Origin of the sequence: Nostoc sp. 'Peltigera membranacea cyanobiont' 232, from assembly GCF_002245985.1 — a bacterium.
In the GTDB taxonomy this organism is placed as follows: domain Bacteria; phylum Cyanobacteriota; class Cyanobacteriia; order Cyanobacteriales; family Nostocaceae; genus Nostoc.
In genome coordinates, this window is record NZ_NOLK01000045.1 from 36,080 (window position 1) to 62,351 (window position 26,272).

Here is a 26,272-nt window from a genome sequence, read left to right on the forward strand (position 1 = left end):
ATTTTAAAATGACGTTTATACTTAGAAGTAAGTAAATGAAAGCAGGTGCATAATGAAACTACAAGATTTCTTGGGAAAAGATGAGAAATGGTCATTTGATGCGATCGCACAAGATGCAGACTTGACTCGTCAGATTCAGATATTGTTAATCGGCTTAGGTTTGCTAGAACCTCCAGCCGATGGGATATTTGGCCCTGTTTCTGTAATATCTCTCAAAAAATTTCAAGAATTAGCAAAGACTGAAGAGAGTGGCTTTTTAGGAGCAATCACAGCCAAGAAACTGATTGAAATTAAAATAGACGATCTTCCTCAACCTCCCTTAAAACTTGGTAATGACATTGCTAGTAGGATTGTGAAATACTTGCTATCCAAAAATTATCAAGTATTCACCAATCCAAAAGAATATAACATTGTTTATATTGAAGGTATAAATGCAGACTGGAATCTCAACAATGATGCACCCAATGAATTTAACGATCGCCGGATTGTCATTGAAGTAGTAAATGGCGTTCCCAAAATCGTAGATCACTGGGAAGCTACTACAGAACCAGGGAAGTACTACACTTATAATCCGATGAATCCCAAAGGAGCAGCAAGAATTCAGTTTGGGCAATATAAAGCTTGGTCTGTTGGCATCCACGGCACAGCAGAACCTCACGAAGCATTAGTGCAAGTTGGAGATATAACTGTTTGTAGAGATTTCAACCAAGATTTTAAACGGACTGGCGACAAGCTTGATACAGGTGATAATTTTTATGTGAATCAACACTACGGCTTTGATTTCCCCAGGAATGATATTCGCCTTGCTAGTGCGGGTTGTTTAGTAGGACGGACTCGTGACGGACATAGAGAGTTTATGAGGATTATTAAACAAGACCGCCGTTATGTCGCTAATCGCAAATACACTTTTTACACTAGCGTGATTCCTGGGGATGATTTTCTCAAAACTTTTCCAGGTTAAAATATCCTCTTAGGGGCAGCATTCTGCCCCATGCGGAATGCTCAATACCCAAATATTACGCAGTCACCGCCTCGCGTCGGTTGTATTCAGAAGCGTCTCCCTTGATAGCCTCACTTTGTTTACCATCAATGCCAACTGGGAGATCGCCGACAATTGTCACTCGTTGAACGCGGCGGGGCTGGTTTTCGTAATCTGCGATCGCATAATGTTGAGTAGCCCGATTATCCCAAAAGGCTACATCACCAACTTGCCAACGCCAACGAACTGTGTTCTCAGGACGTGTTATGTATGCTTGCAACAGCCGGAGAATATCATCCGATTCAGTCGTTGATAAGCCACGGAACTGGCGCACAAATCCACCGATAAATAGTCCACGCTCCCCAGATTCAGGATGGATGCGTACAACTGGGTGCAGAGTCTCGTATATAGTCGAGGTGAAGACAGCCCGTTGAGCTTTGACATCTTCAGGTAGGTCGAATCCAGTTGCATAGTCGTAAGCGTTGCTGTGTACCGCCCAAAGTTGATCGGCGAGATTACGCAGATGGGTAGGTAAGTCTTGGTATGCAGTCACAGAGTTTGCCCAGATTGTATCGCCACCGGTCGGAGGAATTTCAAGCGCTCGTAAGATAGAGCCGAGAGGAGGACTGTCTACAAATGTCACATCGGTATGCCAGTTATTGGCGCGGGAAGTGGTGCGCCCATAATTCAGGTCTAAAACTTCTGGATTTTCAGGCAGCGATGGTACAGTGGGATGGGCTGTTGTGAGTTTACCGAAACGACGAGCGAAGGCAACTTGTCCATCAGCATCAAGTTGTTGCTGACCTCGGAAAAAGATCGCTTTGTGTTTGACTAAAGTCTTGCGAATATCGCTGATAATGTCATCGCTAAGGTGAGAACTCAGGTTAACACCAATAATTTCAGCACCGATCCGTCCTGCAACTGGTTTGATATCAAAGTATTGAGAACCCATGTTTTTATCTCCAATAAGTTTATGTTTTTACAAATGTAGAGACGCGATGAATCGCGTCTGAATTCATTGCGTCAGCTAAATACCAGGAGTAGAACCGCCATCAACGATAATCTCTGTTCCTGTAATCGATGCCGCTAGATCGGACACCAAAAATAACGCTAATGCGGCAATTTCTTCTGGCTGGGCGATTCTTTTTAAAGGAATACTTTGGATGCTTTGTGCCTTCACTTCCTCTACGGTAATCCCTTGCGCTTGGGCGTTTTGCCGAGCTAAAGTTTCGGCACGCTCAGTAGCTGTAGCACCGGGCGATATGGCATTAATACGAATCTTATACTCAGCTAACTCTTTAGAAATGCCTTTTGTGAAGTTGAGCAGAGCCGCATTGCTTGTACCACCGGCTAGAAAGTTAGGGCGAGGTGTACGTCCTGCACCACCAACTATATTAACAATCCGTCCATCACCCCGGCTTTTTTGATGGGGAACGACGGCTCTGACTAGGCGGATGTAGCCCAATAATTTTAAGTTCCAAGCATCCAAAAATAAATCATCAGTGGATTCAAGGAAAGATCCAGCACGGGCTGAACCAGCGTTATTAATCAAGATATCAATCTGATTAAACTGGGCTAAGGTAGTTGAAACAACTTTCTCAATATCCTCTGCTTTTGTTAAATCAGCACTGATGGCAATAACTTTTGCCCCTGGGGTAGGTAGAGATTGGATGGCAGCTACTGCATTGTCTAGTCTTTCTTGATTGCGGGCTGCGATCGCAACATTTACACCTTCGCTATAAAGGGCTTTGGCAGTAGCTAAACCAATTCCCGCACTTCCTCCTGTGACGATCGCAGTTTTACCTGATAGTTTTAGTTCTAAACTCATACAAATTTACACTCATAAATGCTAATTTATTTGCGAACCAATAATATTGCCGATTGAGAGCCTGTATTATGGATATCTAAAATGGCTTGTCTTTCCTCAGATGTACAACCCAGAAGTATCTTGATTTCTGTATCCCGCTTTTCTAAATCAATACTACAAATAACGGCAGTTACTGTTTGATTCAACAAGCTATCTATCCAGACATCAATATTATTTCCATCTCCAGATTGAGTATCTTGTAAATATCCATAATCCAGTTGATAAACGAAAGATGGATAACGTGGATGTGATGTTCCTTTTGGGCGATCTATCTTGAGATTACTAGCTGCTACAAGTCGATCTAGCTTGAACCAGAAGTCAGCATAATTCGTATTTATCACCCCACTAATAAATCTGCTTGATTGCAATAAGCAAGAAAATTAGTCTTTCTCCATAAATGAGTGTATGAAAAGAGAATTAATTACGAATTATTCCGTAATACTCAACTTGAAATGTGCAACACAGCCTTACCAGGAAAACGCCTGTCAAGTAGTTGTTGCGCTACATCAGCTATTTGTGTCCAAGAAGCTTCTAAATCAATGTGAGGATGCAACTGACCGGCTTCTACTAGACTCAAAAGCCGTTTTAGACCGACTGCGGCTGATTCAAATCTCAATTCATCAAACAGACGTAAACCATACAGGCTCACGCTACCAGTACCAAAAAATTGGGCAGCGTTGAATGTCACCTCTGCTCCCCCAGATACTCCATACAGAACAGTTTTGCCATCCTGTGCCAGTAAGCCAAGGGCTACCCCCAATGTCTTGCCACCCACTGACTCAATAATTAGATGATAAGGGCCATACTCACTGGCAGGTGAAAGGTCTTCGCTAATCACTACTGATTGTGCCCCTGCTTCTCTAACTAGAGTTTCATAGCCAGCTTGACGAATATGTGCCACAACTTGCGCCCCTGACAGTCGCGCCAATTGGATAGCGAAGTAACCAACCCCTCCTGATGCACCTGTAACTAAAACTGGACGACCTAAAAGTGAACCACCTTTTAAAACTGCATGGTATGCAGTTAGACCCGCTACAGGCAGTGTGGCAGCTTGAGCAAAAGATACCGATGGCGGCAGTTCTGCTAAGGCGTTAGTAGGAACAGATACAAGTTCCGCCCAAGCACCGCCGCGGCGTAAGCCAACTACACGCGCCTCTTGGGGAGGTCCTGACCCATCAGCCGCAGGGATTTCCACTACACCTGCCAAGTCCCAACCAGGCTGCCAACCAGCCTCAGCAGTGGTTGAACGTTTTATTTCTCCCCGATTCAGAGAAATCGCCGCTACCCTGACTAGAGCTTCATCTGGAGCAGGCTTTGGTGTATTCACTTCACTCAGTGCCAAACGCCCTGGCACATTGGGGTCAACAATCACAGCACGTATTTTGCTCATAAGGTTGCCCTGGCTTAAAGATTAATTTCTAGTTCGTTGGTTCGCAATGTACTGCGTGCAATAGATAAACTCGATTCCAAATCCTTGTAACTAGGTTAACGAAATTTCATAAAATACGGCAACTCTATTGTGTTACCGTATTTAAATATAAGACGAAACTATCACAGACAGCCAGAATAATCAAGCACCTTGCAAAAAAATTTGTTTCACCAATGGATGTAACCATTGCTGTGTTGTAAGCTACTCGCTGTCAACCTCCTACCTGGCTGTATGACTAGCTGCTTTCCAAGTTTCTCTAGATTTTGCTAGGCAGTATGGGAAAATTCAAAATTAAGAACTTTTATATCTTTGGTGTGATGAAATTCAAGCGTTATTTCTGGATAACTATTTTAACCATCACTGCAAATCGGACAACTGGAGGACATATTTTAGCTCTGTCGAGATTTACTCCCGTTAAATTTGCCTTTCCTAAGTCTGCATTGGTTAAATTATTGCATTTTTCAACACCAGGTTTGCACAACATGACCCTTCATTTGTTGTCCCAACCAAGGTGTATTTTGTGAAAGTGTATAAAGACTTTTTCGTTCGACTTTCCAGATTTGCTGGGGATCAAATAAAGTAAGTTCTGCTGGTTGATGAGGTAGAATCGCACTGACTTTTTGCCCCAAACACTCTGCTGGACTAACACTCAATGCCCGCCATAATTGTAAAGCTGTAAATTCTTCCGTTTCAACCAGATATTGCCACAGCAAAGGTAATGCTAACTCTAAACCAATTGCTCCTGGAGGCGCTTCGGCAAAGGCTTGGACTTTTTCTTCGTAGCTGTAGGGTGTGTGATCGATCGCGATCGCATCTATAACCCCTGTACGTACCCCCGCACGCAACGCCGCCACATCACTAGGATTGCCTAAAGGCGGGTCTAAATGCAAGCTAGTGTGATAACTCTTAACTGCTTTTGTATCAAGTAAAAGGTGCATCCAGGTGGTGCTGGCGGTGATGGGTAAACCAGCAGCTTTGGCTGAGGCGATTAATTCCACGCTGCGAGATGTGGAGACGCGCATGATATGGACTGGTGTACCGATGGCTGCAACCAATTCAAGCATAGCTGCGATCGCAGTGGTTTCTGCACTGGCGGGTATTGGTGGTAAACCGAAACGGAGAGCATCTACCCCTTCTCTCATTACACCATTTGCTGTTAACTGGCGATCGCTAGGCCAAAATGCGACTGGTTTACCCAACGGTTGGAGATACTCTAACACTCGCCGCACCAGCGCCAAATTTTCAAAGGGCTTACCATCGGTAAAACCAACAACTCCAGCAGACGCTAAATCTGCTAATTCCGTCATTTGCTTCCCAGCAACATCTAGGGTAATAGCACCCCAGATATGAAGCAGGGGAGCAGGGGAGCAGGGGAGCAGGGGAGATAAATTATCCTCTGCCCTTTTCTGCTGCAACTGTGCCACAAGTGCAGGATTATCAATAGCTGGGGATGTATCGGGTAGAATGCTAACTCTGGTAAAGCCGCCAGCAGCAGCAGATTTTAAAAGAGACAAGAGGGTTTCCCGTTCTTCAAATCCTGGTTCACCGGAGTGGCTGTACAAATCAACTAACCCAGGCCCGAGAACTAATCCCTGACAATCTCTAATTTGAGTATCGGGATGAATATCAGCAATGTGCGAAGCTACTTCTTTAATAAAACCATCAGCAATCAGCACATCAAAGAGTTCATCGATTTCAGAAACTGGGTCAATTACTCGTACTTTTTGCAGCAGTTCAGTCATAAAGCTTTTTAGTTAGGAGTTAAGAATAAAATTAGGAGTTAGGAGTTATAAGTTATGAGTTAGGAGTTATCAATTATTTATTCCTTGCTCATCATTTTTAACTTTATTCATCACTCATAATTTTTCACTCCTAACTTTATTTCTAAATCCTCACTCCTAACTACTAACTTTTTTACAATGCCCCTGCTGCTGTTTTATCTAGTACGCCACCACCAAAATGAGTGGTGATGTTCATAGCTTGTAATACTGGTAAACCATCGATTCCAGAAGGGTAATCGATAACGCTGACTGCGCCATTACCCTGACGGAAATTCCAGAAATTTTCCAGCGATAAACCTAAAATGTGACAAAGTAAGGTTTTATTAGTTGCGTCGTGAGCTACTACTAATACAGTTTTGAACTGATTAGTTGATGCGGCTTCTACTATTGATTGCCAAGCTGCAACGCTTCGTTCCCACACCTCTTGCAAATTTTCCCCTTCAGGCATTTGCACTTGGGCTGGTACTAACCGCCACCGTTGCAACTCTCCGGGAAATTCTTGCTCTATCTCTGTTTCTAATTTTCCTTCCCAGAGTCCGTGGCTGATTTCTCTTAAACCATCTTGCAAGTCTAACTTTACATTAGGATGCTGTTTTAAAATAATCTCTGCTGTTTCTTTAGGGCGCAGCATGGTGCTACTGCAAGCATTATCAATCGCAACCTCTTGAAGAAATTCGCCTGCTTTTTGCGATTGTTGTCTCCCGTTGTCATTGAGGGGAACATCAATTTGCCCTTGAAACCTAGTTTGGCGATTCCAGTCGGTTTCACCATGACGCACTAGCAACAACCGTATTCCTTGATGATCCGGTCGCAATGAAGGTAAAGCCTCTCCAGTGTGTTGCGTCTGATTTAAAGATTCTAGCTGGACTGGTTCACCCAATCCCCCAGCAAAATTAAGTACGCTGATGCCACAGTTAGATTGCTGGATTGAATGATAGCGACTTGCAGAGATTCCCAAAGCTGTGCTAATCAGGGCGCGATTAATGCCGTTATGTCCCACTATCAGAATAGTTTCGCCTTGATGTTGAGACAAAGTTTCTTGCCAAAACTGCCGTGCTTGTTCGTATAAAGCAAGAACAGGAAAATGTTCTCTTGTCCCTTGTGCATCATTTAGCAGCATCCGCAGTTCGTTGGGGCGTTGGTGCCAAGTGCGGTAGTCTTCGGCAAATTTTTGCTTAACTTCAGAAGTTAGCAGTGCTTCCCATAAAGGCAGGTCAATTTCTAACAGTAAATTAGAAACTTGGATTACAGCAGATTGTTCGGGATGAGTAGCTAACTCACTATGGATAATATCTGCTGTGTGTTTCGCTCGTTGTAAGGGACTGCTATAAATAGCATTAAATACAATATTGCTGAGGGCTTTGCCAGCTTTACTGGCATCGTTACGACCTTTTTCGGTTAATGTTGACGCATCAGTGCGTCCCTGAATACGCCGCTCGGTATTATAACCGCTTTGACCGTGGCGCACAATGATGACACGAGTCATCTTAAAGCCCTCCTGTATCTAGACGATTAATTCTACTGCAAAATGATTGCAGAATTACCGACCCAGAAAGGCAGATTTAGTTAAAAGGGCAGTTAGGAACCGTAACTACACAGGCAAAATCCATCTCTGTGGATTTAAAACCCTCAATTTTTCCTTAGAGAGCGTTTATTATGTTCAGGACTTCTTTGTTTTGTTGTCTACTAATCTGTGCTTATACAATACCTAAATTAGCTGTGTAAGTGCGGGCTAAACTCTAACCCATTTCGATCCCTTTGGGTCTTTGTCATAGCGGTAGATAAAGCCGTCCGTAGTAGCGATCGACTCTCCTTTACTTGCCTTGCTTCTAATAGTGCTAAGAGAATAGGGCGTTAAGGCATTCATTTCTTTATGTGAAAGCCCCCCACTTGTGCTAATTTCTAACTTATTTGGAGATTTTTCTTTAGAAGAATCATCTATTTTAATTTGAGTATTTGCAGAGGGTTTAGTAATGCTTGCTTTTTTATTTCGATAATCCTGCACAGTCAAAAGTTGCCAACTAGAATCTTGTGAAAGTTCCAAAACCCATTGGTGATAATCAAATAGACTTTCCCTATGTCCAACACTAATAAACGTTGTTTTTGTCTCTTGTAACTGCTGATATAAACTTCCTTCATTTTTCAAATCCAACGCACTGGTTGCTTCATCTAATATAGTGAATCTAGGATGAGTAACTAACAGACGTGCAAATGCCAGACGTTGTTGTTCTCCTAGCGATAATATGTTCTCCCAAGGAACTTCTGTATCAAAACCATCGACTCGACTTACTAAGTTTTGCAAATTAACTTGTTGCAAAACTTCTTTGAGTTCTGTATCGCTCATTTGACGATTAGTTTTAGGATAAAGTAACTGTTCGCGCAAAGTTCCTAAGATTATATAAGGACGTTGGGGTAAGAATAAGACTTCTTCTAAGGGAGGTCGCACCAGACGACCAGTCCCCGCATTCCACAAACCAGCGATCGCTCTCAACAGAGAACTTTTACCTCGACCACTAGGCCCGACAATTAATAAACCTTCTCCAGGCTGAACAGCGAGAGACAAATCTTCGACAATTACCTGCTCATAGTTTGGCGTTTGTAAGGTGACATGTTCAAAAGCGAAATGATTATCTTCTATTGTTTTAATGGTACTTACATTCTCTAGTTCTTTAGTTACACCTTCTAACCCATCTGAGAACTCAGATAAACGTTCAACATAACTGGAAAATCTTCCAGAAACACCAAATTCACCTATTAATTCTTCCACAGCACCAGCAAAAAAATAGCAAGCTGTAGTAGCTTGTCCAATTTCTCCAAAATCAATATCACCTCTAATAAATAAAGGCGCGAGTACTAAAAGCGTAAAAAATTCGATAGCAGCCCGATATCCTCTATTAAAAATTGCCTGATTTCTCTCCCAATTAACCTTATGTTTAGCATTTTTTATGAGATTAATAAAACGCCGTTGAACTATATTTCGTTCCTGTCCTTCTCCTTGAAAAAATGCTATCGACTCAGCGTGATTGCGGACATGAGTTAGAGAATAACTATAATCAGCTTTAGATTCAAGTTCCGCTTGATTAATTTTAATCAACTCTTGATTTAAATAAACAGCAATCAAGTTGCCTATAATTGTATAGACAAGTAGAGCAAGAGCTACTTGTTGAGAAATTGACCAGACAATTATTAAAAAAGTCGTCATTTCCAGTACTTTTTCTAGGAAAAGCGCTGAAAAACTGAGGGCGCTACTGGTAATTGGTTCAATTTCTTGAGATAAACGTTGATCTGGGTTATCAATATCGGCTTTAAAATTAATTTTATAATAAGCACGTTTGTGCAAATATTTATTTAAAATATGATTATTCAGCCATTGATACCAATCAAGAGCGATTTGTTTTCTAATAAATTTAGTAAATCCTACTAAAAGTGTTATCAATACAAGTCCAACAGCATAAATTGATATAGTAGAAGTGAATTTAGAATAATCTTTTTCTTGAATAATGACATCAATTAAATAGCGATGAATAAAAGTATTAAAAGTATTTGCACTTACAAGGAGGATTATTAGCAATATGAGGAGAATCAGCATTCCCCAGGCGCGAATAACATCTGAAAAGGCTCTTTCCCCTGGCTTTGTGGGATACCAGTAAGGGCCGGCGATCGCTGTTACATCTTTCCAGAATTGAATAAAATCTGAAAAAGCATTTCTTGAGGGTTGAGCTTGAACAAATTGGGTTGGCATATTTTAAAAATAAACTGAAATCTTTTGAAATTAAATTTAATACTTTTTAGCGTAGATTAGTAATAATGACCGAATAAATAACCTCACTCAGCACTAATTTTTCAACTCACATTACCTAATTGTTGAGTGCGGCTCAAAGCAGCAAGCACTGCATTAGAAATCACAGTTCGCATACCACCTTTTTCTAACTCGTAAAGACCAGCAGCAGTCACTCCCCCAGGACTAGTTACCTTGTTTCGTAAGACGGCTGGATGTTCATGAGTCTGCAACATAAGTTCTACACTACCGGCAATCGTATGCAATGTGAGTTCTTGAGCTTGTGTGCGATTTAAACCCATCTGAACCCCAGCATCAATCATTGCTTCGATGTACAGAAACACAAATCCAGTCCCCGCACTACTCAACGCCGTTGCCATATCAAGGTCATGTTCATTTTGGGTAGCAAATTCCTTACCTAATGCTTGTAAAATTACTTGGGTATGCGATCGCTGTATCTCTGTCACACTTGATGATGCACTCCACACCGTAGTTCCCTGACCAACTTGGACTGCAATATTTGGCATTGTCCGAACAACAGCAGGATGATTCAACCCTTGGCATAGAGATGTAACACTGGCTCCTGCCACAATACTAATTACTAAAGCTTCCGGTGAAATTTTACCCTTCAGCATAGCCGCAACAGAGGCCAAAACCTGCGGCTTCACCGCCAATATCACAATCGATGCACCTTGCACGGCTTCTATATTGCAGGTTGTAGTACGTACTCCATACTCACTTTCCAAATGAAGGCATCGCGCAGCAAGTGGCTCGCTAACAACAATTAGATCGGGTTTCTGAACAGTTTTTGTTGATAGCAATCTACTAATTATAATTTCGCCCATCGTGCCACCGCCGATAAAGGCAATTTCTAAATCTGTGAGCATATCTTCTCTCTATTATTCAAGTCATTTGATATGTAGTTGGCATCAAGATAAATTCGGCTGAATCACAGCTTTTAATACAGAGCCATGTTCTACATCTGCCAGTGCTTGATTAATTTCCTGTAGTGTGTATGAACGACTAATGAGATTTTCCCAAGCAACATTTTTGTTGGGATTGCTATGACGTTTTAGTAATTCAATCATTCTGTAAAAATGGCTGAAATCAATTCCCCAAGTCCCGCGAATATCTATATGTTTGAGATTAATCTCTAAGTGGGGATTGATGAGAATTTCACCCGTGTTTGTGTAATGGCCGACAATAACATAGCGACCTCCATTTCTGGTCATATTCAAGCCCTCTTTGACTGCGATCGGAATGCCTGTGGCTTCAATAGTGACATCAGCACCGTGTCCGTTTGTTAATTCCAAAACCCGCTCAATATGTTGTCGTGGATTGTCAGCCTGAATTATCAGGGTTTCATCTACACCGAAGGATTTGGCAACTAATAATCGGCTCTCAAATTTATCGATGACAATTACTTTACCCGCACCTGATAGTAAAGCTAGAATTGCCACACTCAAACCTACAGGCCCAGAACCCTGCACCACGACAACATCGCCAATTTGAATCTGCGCTCGATCGATAGCGTGTAGTGCAGTTGGTAAAGCACATCCCCCAGCAATGAATTGCTTTGGTGAGACTTCTTCGGGTAAAGTGAGAACTTTCACTCCTGGTTTGAGGTAAATTAGTTGAGACCAACCACCGAGTAACCCATCTTTGGCTGAGTAGGTGACACCATAAACTTTGCGTTGGGGACAGCGAGTGGATGCTTTGGCTACTAGACAATACCAGCAGTTGTAACAGGTTTCGTGGACATCGAGAAAGGTGGCGATCGCTCCACGCTCAATTAAGTTACCATTGACATCAATAACCCGTCCACCTGTTTCCATCACACGACCAACTGAGAAGTGGCCGGGGATGATGGGATACGGTACTCCCTCTAAACGTCCATGTAGTAAATGTACATCAGTTCCACAAACCTCAGAATATAAGGTTTCAAGAATGATGCCACCCTTTTCCAGAATCGGGTCTGGTAATTGTTGCACTACAACTGGTTGATTAGGTGCAGTCATCACAGCTGCTAAGGGCATAAATTACTTCCTCACTATATTTACCAAATTGCTTCCTGCTTCCTACTTATCAGCTTCAAGACCACAAAATAATTTCACCGTTAGGAAGTAATCCGATCGCAGAAGTGAAAGTCACACGTTGTCCATCCATCGGCTCAACGATGTGAAAATTGCGTGTATTGAAAATGAACACATCTCCTACATAAGGTTGGAAGGCGATCGTATCTGCATTTGCAATTACTGTATCACTATAGCCGTAGGAGTCGAGTTTATATTGGTCATCTCCTGGTTGCCACTGGCGATCGTAAATACGTGTTTTACCATGATTATTAGCAGAAAATTTTAAGTACAAATTCCAGGAAAGCTGATAAATAACTGTACCAACTTCCCATCCAGATTGTTCTAACGGGGCATAATCAAGATGAAGTTGAGTACCCTGCTCTATTTTTCTAATCAGTCCCGTGTAGTAACTACCATAGAATGGTTCTGAAGCAATTCGCACAGTCGCGCCTGTACATTCTCGGATTTTCACCATTAAGCGTTCTAATGGATTAAAAGAGGCTGTCATAATGCAGTCTCTTAATTTAGTTGTGCGTTCTACTGCTTGAAAATAAGCTGCTTTACTAATGCGATTATATTCAAACACTGTGATCCCAATTCGCTCAATCTTGGGATTCACATCTTGATAGCAGTCAAAGTTGAACAATTCAGCTTGATCGACTAACGTTTCACACTCTTGGGGTGTAGCAAATTCTTTTAGCCGAATTAAAGGAATTCGGTTTTCCAAGAGCATTCTTAAAGACTCTGTAGTTAAGGGATACTCTTGCTTATTGTCCCAAACCTTGGATTTTATCTGGTTAGAAGTAGTAGTCATAATACAGTTCCTTCCATTTCAATATCGTACCTATTGATAGGAGTGTTACTCCCAATTCCGGGTGTTTACAGACAACGTAAAGACGCAAATTTAGCGTCTTTACATAGTTTTTATTAGATGTCTATTGATTGGTCTCTTGCTTGTTCAATAAACTTTTCTAGTTCTTGAACTAGGGTCTGGACATGAGGTGGTAACACCATATTTAGATGATTACCAGGAACTACAACAGTTTCTATATGTTCAACTAGTTCATTCCAGTGATATTCAAGATCGGCATCAGTCTCACTGGCTTTAAATAGAACAATTGAGCCTGAGTAATATTCACCTTTGTAATTTTGTACGGCTTCAGCGTTGATCTGGAAAATTTTCAGAAGATGGGGAGCTTGCTCGAAGTCAAAACCTTGTATAACTACATTTTTCTGTTTAGCTTGTTCCTCAACATAAATTATCTGCTCCTCTGGTTCTAATTGTCGCAGTTCCTCTAAACAGAGGTCTAAACGATCTTTGAATAACTCTACTAATAGAAAAGCATAGTCTACTGGTTCTTTATAACTTAGATAAGGAGGATTAGTATCTATTAGAGCTAACAGAGCTATCTGTTCACCTTGATGAGAAAGTTGTTGAGCCATCTCAAAAGCTACTAAGCCACCAAAAGACCAGCCAGAGATAAAATAAGGGCCATGAGGTTGAACAGTTTGCAACTCTTGGATATAGTGAGTTGCCATTTTTTCAATACTAGTATGAGGTTGATTTTCGGGATTTAAACCAACACATTCTAGTCCATAGAATGGTCGTTCTGAACTCAGATAATAAGCAAGATGGTGATAGCAAAGAACATTTCCTCCTCCAGGGTGAACACAGAATAGAGGTGGTTGATCGCCATTCTTTTTGATAGGAACTAGGGCAGACCAAGGTAAAGAATCTGTTGAAGAATCCAGAAAATGTGCTAGTTGTTCGATGGTGGGATATTGGAACAAAATACCTAAAGGTAAATTTATCTGGAAATGTTTTTGAATCTGGGACATGAGACGGACAGCTAGAAGGGAATGACCTCCAAGTTCAAAGAAGTTATCTTGTATGCTGAGAGGATGAATGTCTAGAATGTCTTCCCAAATTTGTACCAGTTGAAATTCCCTGAGATTTTGGGGTGCATCAAAGCCTTTTCGCTGTTCCTTTTGAACAAGTTTTTGAGGCGGTCTAACTGGCGGAATTTGCTCTGCCAAAATCCTTTCTATCAGTGTTCCCAGGTGCTGCTCTGGAAGATCAACAATGCTGTTCAATAAAGTCTGAAAATGCTCCAAAATCTGGGTTATGGCCGGATTGTCATAACGGTATCGGTTGTAGATGACACGAAACTCTAGCTCTGAACTTGGACTAACTAGAATGGTGAGGGTATATTTCGTTTGTGCGCCTATAGAACGAGTCTGAGGTTGATTCTTGTCATCGTTCACCGACTGTTTTACTGATGAACCGACTGGATGGTTTTGGAAAACCAGAAGACTTTCGTAAAGAGGTAACGATCCGGGTACTTCACTCCATTCGTGAATTTGTCCTTCAGAGCAATATTCATAATCGCCTTGCGTGAAGCTTTGATTTTGGATATCTCTAAGCCAAGACCAAAGTGATGCTTGGGGAGAAACCAAAAGCCGCATCGGTAAAGTATTAATGAATAGACCTAACATGGATTCAGCCCCTACCAATTCTGAGGGACGACCAGAGACAGTCGCGCCGAATACCACATCTTCCAGACCGCTATAGCGACTCAAGAGCAAGCCCCAAACGCCTTGAACTAGAATATTTAAGGTCAAGTGATGTTGCCGCACCAAAGACTGTAAAGCTGCTGTGGCCGCAGCTGTTAAGCAGCTTTTTTGTTCACCATAACGCTCTTCCTGGGCAGAAAAATTAACAGGTTCAGCTTCTATTCCTAATGGGGTTGGACTTTTGAAACCTTGAAGTTTGTTCCGCCAGAATGCCTCTGCCTGTGACAAATCCTGCTGTTTTAGCCAGGTAATATAATTTCTGTAGGGATGACTGGGTTCTAGCAATAAATCTTGACCTTTGCTGAATGCCTCGTAGAATGCGAAAACCTCCTTGAAGATGAGAGGCACGCACCAGCCATCTGTAAGTATGTGATGAGAAGTCCAGATGAATTGATAGGCATTTGAATCTACTTGAAAAAGCGCCAAACGCATTAGCGGTGGTTTAGTCATCTCCAAACCACGCAGTCGGTCTGCACTGAGATAGGTTTCTAATTTTTCTTGCTGTTGGGACAGAGAAAGTCCGCGCCAATCTTGCTGCTCTAGTGAAACTTCTACTCCCTTCAGCACAACTTGAAGTGGCTCATTTTGAGCTTCCCAAATAAAGGCTGTTCTGAGGATCGAGTGCCGCTCGATAAGACGCTGCCAAGCTCTTTCAAAAGCTAACGAGTCTAGGTCTTCTTGCAAGTTTAAAATGCACTGCTCAAGATGTATCCCTGACTCAGAAGCAGATAGAGTCTCAAAGAGCATTCCCTGTTGTGAAGAAGAAAGTGGATAAATTGATTCAATTTTTTTAGTTTGGAACCGAGTTAATAATTCATCCAGTTCTAATTGATTCAACTGTGTATCTGGAAAATCGCTCGGTGTATATCCTCTATTTTCTTTTAACTGGCAATGTTCTATTATTGACCTGATTGATTGAATATAGCTCTGTGCTAATTTCTCCACTGTGGAACGAGTGTGAATATGACTATCGTAAGTCCAATCAATTCCTAGTTTACCTTCTACGATCAGAGCATTAATATCAAATAGATGGTCGCGAGTTTGCTTTAAACTTTGGGTAGCGCCAGCAGATTCAGGCGCAAATTTCCAACCAGTTTCTGATTGTACTTGGTCAAATTGTCCCAGGTAGTTAAAACTAATTTCTGAAGCGGGAATTGTCTCGATTTGTTCATTAATAGTCGGATATTTACACAAGTAACGCAATATCCCGTAGCCAGTTCCCCGATTAGGAATCGCTCGTAATTGTTCTTTGATTGATTTGATTATTTCTCCTGGTTGGTTTAATGAAGGTAGTTGCAATAATACGGGGAACAAACTAGTAAACCAACCTACAGTTCGTGATAAGTCTATATCTGGAAATAGTTCTTCTCTGCCATGTCCCTCTAAGTCAATTAGTACTGTTGAATTTCCCGTCCACTCTGCTATTGAAAGTACTAATGCACTTAGCAGTATATCGTTAATTTGTGTGTTGTAAGCTTCGTTTACTGACAGGAGGAGAGTCTGGGTTTCTTCTTGAGTTAATTTCACTGACACACAAGCAGCACTACCTACTGTATTTTCTGGTTGAATGTCAGCATCATCTGATGGTAGTGGTGTTATCTTCGACCAAGGTTGGTTCACCCAATAATCTAACTCCAATTTTATAATTTCTGACTGTGCATAATTGTTTAATTTCTCTGCCCAATCAATAAATGCTGTTGTTTTCGCACTTAGATAAATCGGTTTCTGAGTAATTAATTGTTGATAAATTATTTGTAGGTCTGATAATAAAATTCGCCAACTTACACCATCTACTGCTAGGTGATGAATAATAATTAGCAACCTGGCATCACTTTCATCACCCAAGTTAAACATCACCACTTGGATTATCGGCCCTGTTGACAAGTTTAAACTTGCTTGATATTCTGTGGCGATTTTTTCTAGAGCTAGTGGTTGTTCGCTTTTAGATGTTGATGATAAATCTACTACGGCGAATGGTACGTTATCATCTAACCCTTGGTTTATTTGTTTGTGTTCAGATGCAACTGATGTGAATTTTAAACGCAAAGCATCGTGATGCTCTAGCAATTTTTTCAAGGCTATTGCAATTAATTCACTTTGCAGATGATTAGGAATCTGCAATAAAACTGATTGGTTATAATGGTGTTGCTCTTGTCTATTTTGTTCAAAGAACCTTTGTTGAATCGGTGTTAGGGATGCAACTCCAGTCACTATCCCTTGTTTAGACTCAACACTCACTGTTGTATTGGCAACCCTGGCAAGTTCGGAAATGGTTTGGTTTTGGAATATTTGTTTGGGAGTGATTTGTATTCCTGAGTTTTTGGCACGAGAAACTATTTGAATACTCAGGATGGAGTCGCCACCAATTTCAAAGAAGTTGTCGTGGATGCTGACTTTTTCTTTGAGCAGCAGTTCTTGCCAGATATTAGTTAATATTTGTTCTATGGCTGTACGTGGTGCTACGTACTCATGTTCCCGGCTAATTTCCCCATCAGGTGTTGGTAGTGCTTTGCGGTCTAGTTTGCCGTTGGGTGTTAACGGTAGTTTGTCTAAGGTGACAAAGCCACTGGGAATCATGTATTCTGGTAGCTGTTGCTTGAGGAATTGACGTAGTTGGTTGGTGGTGAGCGATTCATCACTCTTGACTACATAAGCAACTAAGCGTTTGTTACCTGGAATATCCTCTGTGACAATAGCTACAGCTTGTTGGATTTGGGGATGGGTGTTGAGGGCTGCTTCGATTTCTCCAAGTTCGATGCGGAAGCCGCGAATCTTCACCTGGTTATCGATGCGACCAAGGTATTCAATTGTGCCATCCGGTAAATAACGTGCTGAATCACTAGTTTTATAAAGGCGGGAATGTGGTTCATCGCTAAAAGGGTTAGGGATGAATTTTTCTTTTGTCAACTCAGGACGGTTGAGGTAGCCTCTTGCTAATCCAGCACCGGCAATGTGCAGTTCTCCTGGCACACCAATCGGAACTGGTTGCAGATATTCATCTAAAATATAAACCTGCGTGTTAGCGATCGCACGACCGATAGGGACAACTTGTCGTTTAATTTCTTCTTTGCAAGTCCAGAAGGTTGCATCAATACAAGCTTCCGTCGGCCCATAGAGATTGTGCAAGTTCACATTGAGATTACTTAACACCCGATCTTGCAAAGCAACTGGTAAGGCTTCACCTCCGCAGAAGATTTGTTTGAGGGACTGACAAGTTTCGAGTCCTCCTTGTTCTATGAGTATTTGTAACAATGATGGGACAAATTGAACAGTAGTAACCTGCTCTTGGGCAATTAACTCTAACAGGTAAGCAGTGTCAGCATGACCTCCTGGTTGAGCTAATAGCAATTGTCCGCCTACTAATAAAGGAGCGTAAAATTCCCAAACTGAGGCATCAAAGCTAAAGGGAGTTTTCTGTAGCACTTTGTCTGCTTCAGTCAGGGGGAATGTTGCTTGCATCCAGAACATGTGGTTGCAAAGGTTGCGGTGAGAAAGCATCACTCCTTTAGGCTTTCCGGTAGAACCAGAGGTATAAATCACATAAGCCAAGTTAGTTGCTTGCACAGGAGCGATACCTACGGTAAGCTGCGCTAACGCATTATCCTGGCTTGACTGAGAAATAAATTGCCAGTCAGTATCTAAACAAACAACCTGCCCTTGATGTTGAGGTAACTTTTCCAGGAGTTGCTGTTGTGTCAGCAGAACTGGAACTTGAGCATCTTCCAGCATAAAGCTCAAGCGTTCTTGAGGATAGTCTGGATCGAGTGGCAGATATGCTCCACCAGCCTTGAGAATACCCAGTAGCCCTACTATCATTTCTAAAGAACGCTCTACACACAACCCCACTAGCACATCTGGTTTGACACCCAAGGACTGCAAGTAATGTGCCAACTGGTTAGCACGACAATTCAATTGGTGGTAAGTCAGTTGTTGATTTTCATACACCACCGCCACAGCATCCGGGGTGCGCCCAACCTGTTCTTCAAACAACTGATGGATACACTTATTTAGTGGATAATCAACCTGAGTATCGTTCCACTCTACTAACAGTTGATGTTGCTCAACTTCTGTCAGCAGGGACAATTGGGAAATTTGCTGCTGCGGATTAGTAACAATGCTTTCTAGCAATGTCACAAAATGACCAGTCATTCGCTCGATAGTGGTGGCATCAAATAAGTCAGTGTTGTACTCCCACGCACCCACCAGCCCCGTAGCAGTGTTCTGCATTGATAAAGTCAAATCAAACTTTGCCGTTGTCCCTTCACTGATCAATGGAGTAACAGTTAACCCAGTCAACTCTACTTGAGACATGGGCGTATTTTGCAGAACAAACATTACCTGGAACAGAGGTGTATGGCTGAGATCCCGTTCTGGCTGCAATGCTTCCACCAGCATTTCAAAAGGTAAGTCCTGATGAGCGTAAGCTCCTAAAGCTACTTCTCGAACACGAGTGAGTAATTCACTAAAGCTCGGATTACCTGCCAAGTTGGTACGTATAACTAAATTGTTGACAAAAAAGCCAATTAACCCTTCAGTCTCCAAGCGATCGCGGTTAGCAATTGGCGAACCCACCAAAATGTCTGTTTGTCCGGTGTAGCGGTAAAGCAGAGTATCATAAGCTGCTAACAGCGTCATGAACAACGTCACTCCTTGCTGCTGGCTCAGTTTTGTCAACCTATCAGTTAACTCAACTGACAGTGCAAACTTTTCATACGCCCCCACAAAAGTCTGCACAGCAGGTCTTGGTCGGTCTGTAGGCAGCGACAATAAAGCTGGTGCATCTTTTAGTTGTTGTTGCCAGTAACTTAGTTGAGTTTGCAGTACATCACCTTGCAACCAGTCTCTTTGCCAGATGGTAAAATCTGCGTACTGAATCGGCAGTAGTGTTAAAGGTGACAGATGACCTTGAGAATAAGCATTGTACAGTGCTGCTAGTTCTTGGATAAACACACCCATTGACCAACCATCAGAGACAATGTGGTGCATACACACTAACAAAACGTGTTCTGTCTGCGATAGCACTACTAATGTCGCCCGGAATAATGCTTCATTATCCAAGTCAAACGGTTGAATAGCTTGTTGTTGCGCTAATTGCTGTGTAATTATTTCTTGTTCGCCTAGTGGCAGATATTCGCATTCAACAACTGAAACTGTCCAATTCGTTTGTGTTTGAATGATTTGAGAAGGTTGTCCATTAACGGTGACGAAATTGGTACGTAAGGCTTCGTGGCGATGAATAATTTCTTGTAAGCTTTGCTGTAGCGCTGCAACATTAAGAGTTCCGACTAGACGCAAAGCCACAGGAATGTTGTAAGAGGGGCTGTTCGGCTCAAACTGGTCTAAAAACCACAAACGCTGTTGAGCATAAGACAGTGGTAAGTCTGTATTCTTGGTTCTTGGTAAAATGGGTGGTGCAGACAGTTGTAAGTTCTGTTGCTGTAGCTGCTCAATAAAGAGTGCTAATTCGGCTACTGTTGCTCTTGCAAACAACTCACGCAATGGTAGTTCCACTTTAAAAATGTTGCGGATACGTGAAACCAATTGCGTTGCTAGTAGCGAGTGTCCCCCAAGTTCAAAGAAGTTATCATATATACCTACAAGCTCTAGTTTCAGCACTTGCACCCAAATTTGTGCCAACAGTTCTTCGATTGGAGTCCGTGGAGCTACATATTTGTCTGTGCAATCGCTATATAAATCTGGTACAGGCAAAGCGCGGCGATCTAGCTTGCCGCTAGGAGTTAGTGGCAAAGACTCCAAGATGACAAAAACATTTGGAACCATATACTCTGGCAGCTTTGCTTTCAGGAATTGCCGGAGTTCACTTATTGTCGGTGTAGGGTTCTGATGTGCTACCACATAAGCGACTAGGCGTTTATCACCAGGGGTATCTTCGCGGGCGATGACACAAGATGCTTGCACATCACTATGTTGGCTTAGGACTGCTTCAACCTCGCCCAATTCAATGCGGAAACCACGTATTTTTACTTGATTGTCAATACGTCCCAAGTATTCAATATTGCCATCTGGTAAATAACGTGCTAAATCCCCCGTCTTATATAGTTTTGAATTGTTAAACGGATTAGAGATAAATTTTTCTTGTGTCAATTCGGGACGGTTGAAGTAGCCTTTTGTTAATCCAACACCACCAATGTGCAATTCTCCAGGCACACCAATAGGTACAGGCTGTAAATATTTATCTAAGATATATATCTGTGTATTGGCAATTGGTTGCCCAATCGGAGGCAGTAGCGGCCATATCTCTACTGAATTAGTCAGGGTAAAACTGGTGGCTACATGGCTTTCTGATGGCCCATAATGGTTGTGCAAAGTACAATCAGTCAATTTGTACAACCATTGAGAAATTGCGGGAGTAATTTGCAACTGTTCGCCAGCAGTGATGATTTCCCGTAGGTGAGTAGTAACTAATTCACTATCAACAGCTACTTCAGCTAGTTGCTGCAAAGCAACAAAGGGAACAAACAGTCTTTCAACAGCTTTTTCTTGAATAAAACCTAATAAAGCCACTGCATCACGACGCAATTCCTCTGTAATTAACAGCAATGTGCCTCCAGAACACCAGGTAGAGAATATTTCTTGGAAGGAGACATCAAAGCTGATGGGAGCAAATTGCAACGTTTTTGCTCTACGAGAAATTTTCAGGTTTTCCCGATGCCATAAAATCATATTGCCAAGGGCAAGCTGATTCATGGCTATACCTTTAGGTTTACCTGTAGAACCAGAAGTATAAATTATATAAGCTAAGTTATTGGCTTGTACGCCAGAGATGAGATTGTCCTGACTGCACTCGGAAATCAGTTGAGCGTCAGTATCTAAGCAGACAAGTTTTGCTTGATGCTGGGGTAATCGGTCAATGAGTGACTGCTGAATCAACAACACTGAAACTTGAGCATCTTCTAACATGAAACTCAGGCGTTCAGTTGGATACTCTGGGTCAAGTGGCAGGTATACCCCACCTGCTTTAAGAATCCCTAATAGTCCCACGACCATTTCTAAGGAACGTTCGACACACAACCCAACCAATACATCGGCTTTCACTCCTAAAGACTTGAGGTAGTGCGCCAACTGGTTAGCGCGGCAGTTTAATTGGTGGTAAGTCAGTTGTTGATTTTCAAACTCCACCGCCACTGCATCAGGTGTACGCCCTACCTGTTCCTCAAACAACTGATGGATAGATCGATCGCGGGGATAATCCACCTGAGTATTATTCCATACTAACAACTGCTGTTGCTCAACTTGTGTCAGCAGGGGCAATTGGGAAATTTGCTGCTGTGGGTTGGTAACAATGCTTTCGAGCAACGTCACAAAATGACCTGCCATCCGTTCTATGGTGCTAGGGTCAAACAAGTCTGTGTTGTATTGCCATATAGCTATCAGCCCAGAGGTAGTATTTTTAATGAATAAAGTTAAATCAAACTTGGCAGTTGTCTTTTCTGTCGCTAATGGACTGAGAGTTAGCCCAGTCAGTTCTAACTCAGATATGGGCGCATTTTCGAGGACAAACATCACCTGAAACAGTGGTGTATGGCTGAGGTCTCGTTGTGGCTGTAAGGTTTTTACCAACTCCTCAAAGGGGAGGTCTGGATGAGTGTAAGCTTGCAGTGTCAGTTGCCGGACTCGACTTAGCAACTGCTGAAAACTGGGGTTGCCTGACAAATCAGTACGTAGCACTAAAGTGTTGACAAAAAAGCCAATTAACCCTTCAAGTTCCAAGCGATCGCGGTTAGCAAGGGGCGTACCCACTACAATGTCATCGGAGCCTGTATAGCGATAAAGCAAGGTAACATAAGCGGAAAACAGCGTCATGAATAGGGTAGCTCCCTCTTGCCTACTGAAATTGGCAAGGGCTTGACTCAGTTCATTTGAAAATTCTCTATATTGAATTGCGCCCCGGAAAGTTTGAATAGCTGGTCTTGGTCTGTCTGTGGGTAATTCTAGTAAGGTAGGAGCGTTTTTGAGTAGTTGCTTCCAGTAATCAAGCTGCGTTTGGAGTACTTCTGCTTGTAACCATTGCCGTTGCCAAATAGCAAAGTCGGCATACTGAATTGGTAGCTCAGGTAGCTTTGGCGACAAGTTATTACAGAGGGCTGAGTAAATGGTTGCTAACTCGCCCATCAATACGCCCATTGACCAACCATCAAAGATGATGTGGTGTATTGTTAGTACTAAAGCGTGTTCTACCTCTGTGAGTTTAACCACAGAGGCTCGGATTAAAGAAGAGTTAACAAGGTCAAAGGGTCGATTAGCTTCAGTTGTGGCTAATTGTTGGCAAGCGATCGCTCTTTCTCTTTCAGGTAGTTCTGTTAGGTCTACTATTGGCACACTTAAAGTTAAGCTGTCAGTAATTACCTGGACTGGCTGCTCGTTGATAGTGCGTAAGTTAGTACGTAAGGCTTCGTGGCGAGTGATAATTTTGTTGAGGCTTTGCTCTAGTGCCACGACGTTCAACTTCCCGTGAAGTTTTAGAACTGCTTGTTCGTTGTAGAAGGGATTATCTGGTTCCAACTGGTTTAATAACCAGAGTCGTTCTTGGGCAAAAGACAGAGGTAAGTTCTGAGGACGCTCGGTTTTAATGAGCGGTAAATCTGTATCAGTGTCTGCATTTTTCTCGTGTAGCAACAAGATAAGTTCTGCTTTATTCTTTGCTAATAAGTCACGAGTTTCTAGCGTCAATACTCCCTTGGGGGCATTAGCACGCAACTGCTCACCTTCAACCCACAACTTTACACCCTGTTTACTAAGATCGACTACTAATTGTTGGATATTCATAGAATTATTACCTTCACGTCAGCTAATTCGTAATTCGTAATTCGTAATTCGTAATTTAAAATTATTTGTTCTTTAAAATGCTATTTCTTCTCTCTCAATTCCACCTAAACTAGTGTCTAATTTTGGTTCTTTCTCTAGCTTTACTGCTATTTCAGCTATTGTGGGAGACTCAAACAAACTTGCTACAGTTAATTTAATAGAAAAAGTATTCCGTAATCTGGATAGAACCTGAACAGCTATTAGGGAATCTCCTCCTAATTGAAAAAAGTTATCATGGATTCCTACTTGCTTAATTCCTAATAATTCTTGCCAGATATCGGCAATTTTTTGCTCAATCTCATCACGGGGAGCTACATAATAATTGGGTAAATCAGGTCTGGAGTGGAGTGCAGATATTTTTTCTGGCTGAAAATTATCCGGCTTTGTTTGTAATGCCATCTCTGAGTTGGAGTCAGTATCTTTTTGCCCAGATTTTGCGCTAAATGCGGCTGATGCAGAAGCTTGAGCCATAATAATTTGATGCTCAAATGCTTCAGTTTCGGGAAACGCAGCAACTTGAACAAAATCCTGAGTGCGTAATGCTTCAAACCACTGTTTTTTGATGATAAAAGGTTGACCTGGGTTGCGTCTTTTATCGTCTAAAGGTTTCAATAGCAGACCCCAACTAATATCAAAGTCTATTTTCGGTTGAGTTATTTCCCATACTAAGAGGAAGCCACCAGGAGCTAATAAAGAGCGCACATGGTGGAGTGTTTGATCTATGTTCCGAGTGGCGTGCAACACATTAGAGGCTATGATTACATCAAAGCTATACTTCTCAAACCCTTGCTCAATTGGCGACTTGTCTATGTCTAGTAATCGATATTCAACAAAGGGATAGTCGCTAAACTTCTGTTCGGCTTGAGTTAAGAAACCGCTACCAATATCAGTAAAAGTATAGTTGGTTTGTTTGGGTGTCAACACAGGTAATAATGCTTGCGTAGACACACCAGTACCCGCGCCAATTTCTAAAACTCTTAGCTGAACAGATGATGGCAATGACTTGACCACCTGTTCCAAACTTGAGCGCAAGATAGAGTTGTAGTAACTAATTAAAGGAGATTCTGTATATGAACCATTGTTTTCTTTTTGGTAAACTAGTTCATTGAAAATCTCTAATGGTTCTTGTTCGCCAATAACAACAGCAGCTAAATTTTCACCACAGCGTTGCACTAAATCTAAATCTACTAAAGATGAAGCAGCGAACCTCGCTCTGACTTGTTCTAAATGTTCATGAATATAATCTTGCGAACATGGCACTAGCCCAGAAAATAACCCTTCATGTTGCTGTAGTTGTCCTTGTTCTACTAATATTTGCAACCATCTAGATAACAATTGCTGATAGCGGGGAGAAATATGGTGTTGCGCTAATAAATTCTCCAAAGAATACTTTTCTTTGGCATTGCTAAAAGCCCTTAATTGCTGGAATGCAGAGTTGATGTAGGCTGTACATAAACGATCCAACCACTGTCTATTCTCTAGATATGTTAACTCGTTAAGTTCTACATTTCTAATATTTGCTTGGTTTTGACCTGCTTGTGTAAGCGATGTCCACAATTGTGATGTTGTGGGTAAGGTTTGCAACTGTTCCCAAGCTGCTTTTTGTGGGGGGTCAATCCAATAACGTTGGCGTTCAAAGGGATAAGTCGGTAGGGGAAGACGATAATATTCATCCTGACTATAGAATCCAAACCAATCTACCTTCACCCCAGCCAGCCAGAGTTGACCGAATGTGGTGAATAAAACACGACTATCGGATTGCTTTTCTTGAGGATGACGTACCGAAGTCAAGATTGTTTGTGTAGATGCTTTGTCTGGATGTCTTTTGACTAATGTAGTTAGTGTGTGTCCTGGCCCCACCTCTAGTAATACTTGTTCAGGTGTTGCTAATAATTTCTCGACACCTTGGGCAAACAGCACTGTGGAACGCAGATGTTGAGCGTAGTAGTCAGGATTTGTGGCTTGGGTGACTGTAATCCAAGTACCAGTCAGGTTGGAGATATAAGGAAGTTTTGGGGGATTTAAAGTAACTTTTTTAACTCGTTCTGCAAATGCTTCTAAGATTGGTTCCATCATTTGCGAATGGAAGGCATGGGAAGTATGCAAAGGTTGGCATTCAATCCCTTGAGCAGCAAGCTGATTTTGTAATGTCTCTACTGCTGCTATGGAACCGGAAACTACACACTGTGAAGGTTGATTAATCGCTGCAATAGACAGTTCTTGCCCTAACAGGGATTTTAGCTTGTCTGCGGGCAGTGGAACAGAAAGCATTGCTCCACTGGGAAGTTGCTGCATCATTTGTCCGCGTGCAGCTACCAGAGATAAGGCATCTTCTAGAGAAAAAACTTCTGCTAGAGTTGCTGCTACATATTCGCCAATACTATGACCGATCGCAGCTTGTGGCTCCACTCCATAAGACTGCCATAATTTAGCTAGGGCGTACTCAATTACAAAAATAGCAGGTTGAGCGATCGCTGTTTGCTGAAGTTGCTTTGATACCTCATCAATCTTTTCTTCACTGGGGTAAATAATATGACGTAAATCTAGCCCTAGTAGGGGTTTAAGAATTTCTGAGCAATAATCAACTTGTTCTTTAAATACTGTCTCAGTTTCGTAAATTTCCCGCGCCATATTGACATACTGAGAACCTTGACCGGGAAACATAAAGACAACAGACCGTTCGGTAATCTCTGTATAATTAGTAAAAAATTGTTTTGGCTCTAAATTACTAAGACCTTTGACAGTATCTTCTAAGTCTTGACAAATTAACATCCGTCGGTAATTAAAACCCTGCCGACCACTATTGAGGGTATAAGCTACATCACCCAAATTCAGTTCTGGATACTCTTTTAAATGCGTGATTAAATTAGCCGTTGCCTGCTCAAGCGCACTCGCAGTTTTAGCCGAAAGTACCAACAGTTGATAATTTCTCCCCTGCCCCCCTGCTCCCCTGCTCCCCTGCT

Annotated in this window: 14 protein-coding genes; 1 reads left to right on the plus strand and 13 read right to left on the minus strand. The window is 42.0% G+C overall.

Annotated features, from left to right (window positions below; all coding sequences use genetic code 11):
- Positions 1 to 52 precede the first annotated feature (52 nt).
- Positions 53 to 961, plus strand: a complete 909-nt coding sequence (locus CDG79_RS16995) for a peptidoglycan-binding protein (RefSeq protein WP_094343166.1) — start codon at positions 53 to 55, stop codon at positions 959 to 961.
- Positions 962 to 1,016: 55 nt separating this feature from the next.
- On the opposite strand, the gene CDG79_RS17000 is transcribed toward CDG79_RS16995, so the two are convergent.
- The 13 genes from CDG79_RS17000 to CDG79_RS17055 form a co-directional block, all read right to left on the minus strand.
- On the minus strand, positions 1,017 to 1,931 hold the full coding sequence (locus tag CDG79_RS17000; protein WP_094343167.1) for a TauD/TfdA dioxygenase family protein: 915 nt from the start codon (positions 1,929 to 1,931) through the stop codon (positions 1,017 to 1,019).
- Positions 1,932 to 2,006: 75 nt separating this feature from the next.
- Positions 2,007 to 2,807, minus strand: coding sequence for an SDR family oxidoreductase (locus CDG79_RS17005; RefSeq protein ID WP_094343168.1), 801 nt, complete (start codon positions 2,805 to 2,807; stop codon positions 2,007 to 2,009).
- Between the two features lie 26 nt (positions 2,808 to 2,833).
- Positions 2,834 to 3,187 (minus strand): hypothetical protein, encoded by a 354-nt coding sequence (locus tag CDG79_RS17010; protein ID WP_223278188.1) that lies wholly within the window; start codon positions 3,185 to 3,187, stop codon positions 2,834 to 2,836.
- 101 nt (positions 3,188 to 3,288) lie between these two features.
- On the minus strand, positions 3,289 to 4,236 hold the full coding sequence (locus CDG79_RS17015; RefSeq protein WP_094343169.1) for a zinc-binding dehydrogenase: 948 nt from the start codon (positions 4,234 to 4,236) through the stop codon (positions 3,289 to 3,291).
- Positions 4,237 to 4,606: 370 nt separating this feature from the next.
- On the minus strand, positions 4,607 to 4,759 hold the full coding sequence (locus CDG79_RS45500) for a pentapeptide repeat-containing protein (protein WP_143855502.1): 153 nt from the start codon (positions 4,757 to 4,759) through the stop codon (positions 4,607 to 4,609).
- Positions 4,737 to 6,017: a dihydroorotase gene (locus tag CDG79_RS17020; protein WP_094343170.1), complete on the minus strand. Its 1,281-nt coding sequence runs from the start codon at positions 6,015 to 6,017 to the stop codon at positions 4,737 to 4,739. The genes CDG79_RS45500 and CDG79_RS17020 overlap by 23 nt, the downstream gene beginning before the upstream one ends.
- Positions 6,018 to 6,189: 172 nt before the next feature.
- Positions 6,190 to 7,542 (minus strand): histidine phosphatase family protein, encoded by a 1,353-nt coding sequence (locus CDG79_RS17025; protein ID WP_094343171.1) that lies wholly within the window; start codon positions 7,540 to 7,542, stop codon positions 6,190 to 6,192.
- A gap of 246 nt (positions 7,543 to 7,788) precedes the next feature.
- A complete protein-coding gene (locus tag CDG79_RS17030) occupies positions 7,789 to 9,798 on the minus strand; it encodes an ABC transporter ATP-binding protein/permease (protein ID WP_094343172.1) in 2,010 nt (669 codons plus the stop codon).
- Positions 9,799 to 9,899: 101 nt separating this feature from the next.
- Positions 9,900 to 10,721 carry a pyrroline-5-carboxylate reductase gene (gene proC / locus CDG79_RS17035; RefSeq protein WP_094343173.1) on the minus strand — a complete coding sequence of 274 codons (822 nt, stop codon included), beginning with the start codon at positions 10,719 to 10,721 and terminating at the stop codon, positions 9,900 to 9,902.
- A 42-nt stretch (positions 10,722 to 10,763) separates the two neighbouring features.
- On the minus strand, positions 10,764 to 11,870 hold the full coding sequence (locus tag CDG79_RS17040) for a zinc-binding dehydrogenase (protein WP_094343174.1): 1,107 nt from the start codon (positions 11,868 to 11,870) through the stop codon (positions 10,764 to 10,766).
- A 55-nt stretch (positions 11,871 to 11,925) separates the two neighbouring features.
- On the minus strand, positions 11,926 to 12,723 hold the full coding sequence (locus tag CDG79_RS17045) for a 2OG-Fe(II)-dependent halogenase WelO5 family protein (protein WP_094343175.1): 798 nt from the start codon (positions 12,721 to 12,723) through the stop codon (positions 11,926 to 11,928).
- 113 nt (positions 12,724 to 12,836) lie between these two features.
- Positions 12,837 to 23,270: a non-ribosomal peptide synthetase gene (locus tag CDG79_RS17050; RefSeq protein WP_094343176.1), complete on the minus strand. Its 10,434-nt coding sequence runs from the start codon at positions 23,268 to 23,270 to the stop codon at positions 12,837 to 12,839.
- Positions 23,271 to 23,342: 72 nt separating this feature from the next.
- On the minus strand, positions 23,343 to 26,272 hold a 2,930-nt coding region (locus CDG79_RS17055), incomplete at its 5' end, for a class I SAM-dependent methyltransferase (protein WP_094343180.1).